Origin of the sequence: Blastococcus carthaginiensis, assembly GCF_030731085.1 — a bacterium.
GTDB lineage: Bacteria > Actinomycetota > Actinomycetes > Mycobacteriales > Geodermatophilaceae > Blastococcus > Blastococcus carthaginiensis.
Window position 1 is genome coordinate 1 of record NZ_JASNFN010000015.1, and the last position, 6,872, is coordinate 6,872.

Genomic DNA, 6,872 nt, shown 5'->3' on the forward strand with positions numbered 1-6,872 from the left:
GCCCGCAGAGGGTCCTCGGTCCTGCGGCGGATGGCGCCTATGCGGAGCGGCGGGCGGGCTGGGCGTGCTCGGCGCCCAGCAGCGCCAGCTGCCAGAGCAGCCGCGACCGCGGGTCGGTCACCTTGCGGCCCGTCACCGACTCGATGCGCCGGAGCCGGTGCATCACGGTGTTCCGGTGGCAGTACAGGGCGTCCGCGGCCCGCGTCGGCGAGCCGTCGGTGGCGAGGAAGGCCGCGAGGGTGTCCAGCAGCACGGCGCGCTCGTCCTCGGGCAGCTCCAGCAACCCGCCGAGCGACTGGCCCACGAGCCGGGAGCTGATCTCGGGCGAGTTTCTCAGCAGCGCCTCGGGGAGCCGGTCGTCGATGCTCACCACGCAGCTCACCCCTGCCGGGAGCGTGCGTACCGCGGTCTCGGCCAGCCGGTAGGCCGTGCCGACCGCCGGCGCACCGTCCACGACGTCGGACACGCCGACCGGGCCGTGCGCCGTCCCCCGCAGCAGGGCCAGCAGGTCACCGGGTCGGGTGGCACCCAGCCCGACGAGCCCCACCTGCGCGTCGCCGCGCACGCCCCACGTCGAGCGCACCCCCCGCTTGAGCAGCGCGTCCCCGGGCGAGCGCAGCGCCGGGACGCCGTCGGGCCCCGGCAGCGCCACGACCGCCATGAGCCGCCCGTCCAGCGGGACGCCCAGGATCTCCGCGGCGGCCCGCACGAACGCCGGGTCGCTGCCCCGGCCGTCCAGCAGCCCGTCGAGCGCCTGCTGGCGGGTCCGCTCGTCGACACCCTCCAGGCGCCGCTGCTCCAGCCGGTAGCCCTCGGCCAGGGCGGCGCACTCGGCGTCGTTGGTCCGCCAGACCGACCCGGCCACCTCGAGCAGGAGCGTGTCGTGGTGCGCGGTGCCGTCGCGGGAGACCGCCAGCAGCGTCTCCCAGGTCACCTGCCCGCCCAGCCGGTAGGCCCGGAGCACCGCCTCCAGGGGCAGCCCCTGGGCGGCCCGCCGCGCACCCACCGCCCGGGCCGAGGCCAGGTGCGGGGTCCCGCTGCCCGCGGCGGCGGCCATCAGCGAGCGCAGCCCGCCCTCGAGGTTCGACCGGGTGGAGTCCCGCAGGTCCTGCTCGGACTCCTCGACCAGCTCCCGGTAGGCGGGCTCGGTGCGCACCAGCACGTCGACCATGCGATCGGTCATCGCATCGAGCTGCTCCAGCAGTCGCGGCGCCAGCTCAGCGAGCCTCGTCGCCACCTCGGGGCGGAAGGGTTGCACGCGATCACCTCCTCCTGACGCACCGCTGACAGCACAACACGGCGGGCACGCAACTGTGCGCTGCGCCCATTGTGAGTGCGCGCACAGCGCGGAAGAGTCGGCGTCATCCAGTCGTGACCCAATCGAGGCCCGCCCGGGGGCGAACAGCTACGTCCGGCGAGGTCCGACGCACAGCACAACCCGACCCGGGGATCGCTGTGCGGTCCGCCCATTGTGACCGGGGACACCGGCGGGCAGTCTCAGCGGGACGTACTTCCCAACCCAGAATGCCGCCGTCCGGCGTCCCGGACGGCGGCCTCGCCGACGCAGAGGAGCAGTGGGCCCCTTGGCGCAGCCAGCCGGCAGCCAGCGAACGACCGAATCACCGCCCACCGCCCGGCTCGAGATGACCGGGATCAGCGTCGCCTTCGGCGGCGTGCTGGCCCTGACCGACGTGTCCCTGACCGTCGAGCCGGGCCAGGTGCACGGCCTCATCGGCCCCAACGGCGCCGGCAAGACGACGCTGTTCAACGTCGCCTGCGGCCTGGTCCGCCCCACCGAGGGCCGGATCGTCTGGCGCGGCGACGAGCTGCGCCGGCTCAAGCCGGCCCAGCTGACCCGCCTGGGCATCGCCCGCACCCTCCAGGGCGTCGGGCTGTTCCCGCTGATGACCGTCCTCGAGAACGTGATGGTCGGCGCGCACCGGCACGCCAAGGCCGGCTTCTTCTCCGCGCTGGTCGCCCTGCCCACCTCCGACCGCGACGAGCGCCGGCTGCGCGAGCGAGCGATGGCGGCGCTGGCCGAGCTCGACGCCGAGCAGTACGCCGGCCGCTACCCGGGCTCGCTGCCCTACCCGGTGCAGAAGCGGGTCGCCCTGGCCCGCGCGCTCGTCGCCGACCCCGACCTGCTGCTGCTCGACGAGCCGGCCAGCGGCTTGTCCGAGGAGGAGATGAACGAGCTCGGCGACCTGGTGCGCGGGCTGTCCGACCGGATGAGCGTGCTGCTGGTCGAGCACCACATGGACCTGGTCATGCGGGTGTGCGACCGGATCACCGTCCTCGACTCGGGGGTGCAGATCGCCGCCGGCACGCCCGCGGAGGTGCAGGCCGACCCTGCGGTGACCGAGGCGTACCTGGGCGACGCCGTCGAGGCCGAGCCGACCCACGCGACCACGTTCGAAGGAGGGGCGACCCGTGGCTGACACCCGTGCGCACGGCGCCACCGCGGCATCCGCGTCCCCGGGCACCGGCGGGGCGACGGGGAACGCGCTGCTCGAGGTCGAGGACCTCAGCGCCGCGTACGGCTCGGTCCGTGCGCTCGACGGCGTCACGCTGCGCGCCGAGACCGGCCGGATCACCGCCGTCCTCGGGGCCAACGGCGCCGGCAAGACCACTCTGCTGCGCACGATCAGCGGCCTGGTGCGCCCGACCGGCGGCCGGGTACGGCTCGACGGCGAGGACATCACCAAGGCCCCCGTCGAGTCGATGGTGGCCAAGGGCATGTCGCACGTCCCGGAGGGCCGCGGCGTGATCGCCGAGCTCACCGTCGACGAGAACCTGCGGGTCGGCTCCCTGTTCCGCGGCAAGGTGGGGAAGGACGAGTTCGACCGGGTCTACGACCTCTTCCCGCGGATCGCCGAGCGGCGCGACAACCACGCGCACACGCTGTCCGGCGGTGAGCGGCAGATGCTCGTCATCGGGCGGGCGCTGCTGGCCCGGCCGCGGGTCCTGCTGCTCGACGAGCCCTCGCTCGGCCTGGCACCGCGGATCGTCGCGCAGATCTTCGGGCTGCTGCGCCAGCTGGTCGACAGCGAGGGCCTGTCGGTCCTGCTCGTCGAGCAGAACGCCCGCAGCGCCCTGTCGGTCGCCGACATCGGCGTCGTCCTCAACCTCGGCCGGGTCGTCGTCACCGACGACGCGCGCACGTTGATGGCCGACGAGCAGCTCCGGCACGCCTACCTCGGCTTCTGAGCCGCCCGCAGAGTCAGGAAGACGCATCGTCGTGACCTATTTCGTGAACGTCACCATCACCGGGCTGATCGAAGGCACCATCTACGCCGCCTTCGCACTCGCCCTGGTGCTGATCTGGCGGTCCACCCGGATCGTCAACTTCGCCCAGGGCGCGATGGCCGCCCTCACCAGCTTCATCGCCCTGAGCCTCATCCAGGGCGGTTCCTCCTACTGGGTCGGTTTCGCCGCCGCACTGGTCGCCGGCTTCCTGATCGGCGCGCTCGTCGAGCGGGTGATCATCCGGCCGGTCGAGGGCGGGCCCGAGCTCAACGCGGTCATCGTGACCCTCGGCCTGTTCGTCGCGATCCAGGCGCTGATCGCGATCCTGTTCGGCTCGTCGTTCCAGAGCTTCCCGGCCCCGTTCGGGCTGCGCGGGCTCGAGATCGGCGGCACCACGATCGCGCTGACGCCCAACAGCATCTTCGTCGCCGTCGCGGTCGTCATCACGATGGCGCTGCTCGTGGCGATGTTCCGGTTCACCCGCGTCGGCCTGGCGATGCGGGCCTCCGCCTTCGGGCAGGAGGTCGCCCGCCTGCTCGGGGTCCGGGTGGGCCGGATGCTGACGCTGGGCTGGGCGCTGGCCGCGGTGGTCGGTGCGCTGTCCGGGATCCTCATCGCCGGCGGCGAGTTCGTCTGGCCGGCCTACATGGACAGCCTGATCATCTTCGGCTTCGTCGCCGCGGTGCTCGGCGGGCTGGACTCCCCCGTCGGCGCGATCGTCGGCGGGCTCCTCCTCGGCCTGGCGCTGAGCTACGTGAGCGGCTACGTCGAGCGAGGCAGCGCGCTGGTCAACGTCGCGGCGCTGGTGATCCTCATGGTGGTGCTGCTCGTGCGCCCAGGCGGTCTCTTCTCCAGCACCGTGGCACGGAGGGCATGACGATGAGCGAATTGCGAACCCCCGAAGACGCCCCGGGCAAGGCCGCGTCCCAGGCTCCCGGCGAGACCACGGTCGCGGGCGACGCCCCCTCGGCGGCGGCCCGCACCGGCCGGACGTTCCTGCCGCAGTCCACGGCGCTGCGGCACCTGCTGGTGCTCCTCCTCGCGGCCGTCGCGGCGGTCGTGATCCTGGAGGTGACCGACCCCTTCACCAACTCCCAGATCGCGCAGCTGAGCTACTACGCCATCGCCGCCGGCGGCCTCACCGTGCTCACCGGCATGAACGGCCAGATCTCGCTCGGCCACGGCGCGCTGATGGCGGTCGGCGCCTACACCACGGCGCTGTTCCTCGACGCCGAGGAGCCGCTGCCGCTGGCGATCATCTTCCTGGCCGCCGTGGTGGTCGCCGCTCTCGTGGGCGCTCTGGTCGGCGTCGCAGCCGCCCGTCTGCACGGTCCGTACCTGGCCGGCGCGACGTTGGCACTGGCGGTCGGCATCCCCGGCCTGGCCATCTACTTCCACGACTGGCTCGGCGGTGAGCAGGGCCTGCGGGTGAACGCGCCCCGCGCGCCGGAGTCGTTCGACGCGTTCATCGGGTTCGTGTCGGGCAACAACGCGTCGAACACCAAGTGGCTGGCCTACATCGGCGTCCTCTGCCTGCTGCTCACCTACTTCCTGCTGGCGAACCTGGTCCGCAGCCGGATCGGGCGCACCTGGCGGGCGGTGCGCGACCAGGAGGTCGCCGCCGAGCTGGCCGGCATCAACCTCGGCGCCTGGCGGGTGCTGGCCTTCGTGGTCAGCGCCGCGGCCGCCGGCCTGGCCGGTGCGGTGCTGGCGATCGTCGTCCGGCTGGCCGCACCCAGCGGCTTCACCATCGTGCTGTCGCTGTCCCTGCTCACCGCGATCGTGATCGGCGGCCTCGGCAGCCTGCTCGGCGCGCTGCTCGGCTCGGCGCTGCTGGTCTTCCTGCCGCCGTTCGTCACGAACCTGGGTGCCGACTTCGGGCTGAACAACACCGAGGCCGCCCAGCTGGCGCCGTTCGTCTACGGCGTGGTGCTGATCGTGGTGATGATCTTCGCCCCGGCCGGCTTCGTCGGCACGATCAAGATGCGCTGGCTGACCCGCAAGGCCAAGCGGCAGATCGCGGCCCAGCAGGCCGCGACCTCCGGTGCCGCCGCCGGAAGCGGGAGGTGAGGACGACCGAACCACCCGCCGGTACCGGCCGTACCTCCCTCCCCAGCACCCCCAGACCACCCGGGCACTGAGCCCGGGTCGCACCAGAGGAGAACCGTTGTCCAGATCCTCCCGACGGCTTCTGTCCACGATGGCTGCCGCCTCCATGCTCGCCACCCTCGCCGCCTGCGGCGGCGGTGGCGGCGACGACGGCGGTGATGTCAGCGCCAGCGCCGATGGCGAGAACGAGGCCTCCGACATCGGCATCACCGAGGACACCATCCGGCTCGGCTCGCACTACCCGCTGACCGGTGTGGCCGCCCCCGGCTACAGCGAGATCCCCACCGGCGTCGAGGCCTACTTCGACTGCGTCAACCAGGCGGGCGGGATCTACGACCGCGAGATCGAGTGGATCTACCGCGACGACGCCTACAACCCCACCCAGACCGCCCAGGTGGTCAACCAGCTGGTCCTCGAGGACGAGGTCTTCGCGATCATGGGCGGCCTCGGGACCCCGACGCACAGCGCGGTCCTCGAGTTCCTCAACGCCGAGGGCGTGCCGGACATGTTCGTGGCGTCCGGCTCGCTGCTGTGGGGCACCCAGCCCGACGAGTACCCGTACACGTTCGGCTGGCAGACCGACTACATGAGCGAGGGGAAGATCATCGGCCAGTACATCGCCGAGAACTTCCCGGACGCCAACGTCGGCCTCTTCCTGCAGGACGACGACTTCGGTGAGGACGGCGAGGCCGGCCTGCGGCAGTACCTGTCGGACGACCAGATCGTCGCCGTCGAGCGCTACGTCCCGGGCAACACCAACATCGGCCCGCAGATCGCCGCGCTCCAGGCGGCCGGCGCCGACGTCGTCGTCGGCTTCACCGTGCCCAGCTACACGGCGCTGTCGCAGCTGGCCGCGGCGCAGCTGGGCTTCCAGCCGGAGCAGTGGTTCTACTCCAACGTCGGGTCGGACCCGGCGCTGGTCGGGCGGCTGCTGAACAACTTCTCCCAGGGTGCGGTGAGCGACGCCAGCCTGCTGGCCGGTGCCATCACCACCGACTACCTGCCGACGGTCGACGAGACCGACAACCCCTGGGTGAACGAGTTCCAGCGGATCTGGGACGAGTGCGGTGGCGAGGGCGAGCTCACCAACTACCGCATCTACGGCATGGCGCAGGCCTACACCATGGTGCAGGCGCTGCAGGCGGCCGGGCGGAACCCCACGCGCGACGACTTCATCGAGATCGTCGAGCAGGTCGGCGAGGACTGGCAGGGCCCCGGCCTGGCGCCGTTCCGCTACTCGGAGGAGAGCCACCTCGGCATCAGCGGCATGTCGCTGAGCCGGATCACCCCCGACGGCGGTGCGGAGAACCTGACCCCGGTCCTCGTGACCGACGTCGGTGACGCTCCGATCGAGGAGTACACCGGCGAGGAGGCCACCCCGCCGGCGGACGCGATCCCCGAGGAGGAGCCGGCCGGCTGATCGGCTGATCCTTCGCACCACCACCGGCGGGGGGGGGGGGGGGGGGGGGGGGGGGGGGGGGGGGCGGGCGGGGCGGCGCGCGCCGCCAACAAACCCC

The 6,872-nt window shown here is 72.6% G+C and carries 6 protein-coding genes; 5 read left to right on the forward strand and 1 reads right to left on the reverse strand.

Features of this window, described 5'->3' with window-relative positions:
* Positions 1–37: 37 nt before the first annotated feature.
* Positions 38–1,258: a PucR family transcriptional regulator gene (locus QOZ88_RS13975; RefSeq protein ID WP_306000355.1), complete on the reverse strand. Its 1,221-nt coding sequence runs from the start codon at positions 1,256–1,258 to the stop codon at positions 38–40.
* Positions 1,259–1,574: 316 nt separating this feature from the next.
* Here QOZ88_RS13975 and QOZ88_RS13980 point away from each other — a divergent pair, with 316 nt between their 5' ends.
* From QOZ88_RS13980 to QOZ88_RS14000, 5 genes are all read left to right on the forward strand, one after another.
* Positions 1,575–2,438, forward strand: a complete 864-nt coding sequence (locus QOZ88_RS13980; RefSeq protein WP_306000356.1) for an ABC transporter ATP-binding protein — start codon at positions 1,575–1,577, stop codon at positions 2,436–2,438.
* Positions 2,431–3,207 carry an ABC transporter ATP-binding protein gene (locus QOZ88_RS13985; protein ID WP_306000357.1) on the forward strand — a complete coding sequence of 259 codons (777 nt, stop codon included), beginning with the start codon at positions 2,431–2,433 and terminating at the stop codon, positions 3,205–3,207. The genes QOZ88_RS13980 and QOZ88_RS13985 overlap by 8 nt, the downstream gene beginning before the upstream one ends.
* Positions 3,208–3,238: 31 nt before the next feature.
* Positions 3,239–4,123, forward strand: a complete 885-nt coding sequence (locus QOZ88_RS13990) for a branched-chain amino acid ABC transporter permease (protein ID WP_306000358.1) — start codon at positions 3,239–3,241, stop codon at positions 4,121–4,123.
* A 2-nt stretch (positions 4,124–4,125) separates the two neighbouring features.
* Positions 4,126–5,316 (forward strand): branched-chain amino acid ABC transporter permease, encoded by a 1,191-nt coding sequence (locus QOZ88_RS13995; protein ID WP_306000359.1) that lies wholly within the window; start codon positions 4,126–4,128, stop codon positions 5,314–5,316.
* Between the two features lie 130 nt (positions 5,317–5,446).
* Complete coding sequence (locus QOZ88_RS14000) at positions 5,447–6,775, forward strand: ABC transporter substrate-binding protein (protein ID WP_306000360.1); 1,329 nt, start codon at positions 5,447–5,449, stop codon at positions 6,773–6,775.
* The last annotated feature ends 97 nt before the right edge of the window (positions 6,776–6,872 follow it).

Bases quoted from the DNA above. Each gene is read 5' to 3' on its own strand.
- QOZ88_RS13995 (WP_306000359.1), top strand. From the start codon at position 4,126: ATGAGCGAATTGCGAACCCCCGAAGACGCCCCGGGCAAGGCCGCGTCC.
- QOZ88_RS14000 (WP_306000360.1), top strand. From the start codon at position 5,447: ATGGCTGCCGCCTCCATGCTCGCCACCCTCGCCGCCTGCGGCGGCGGT.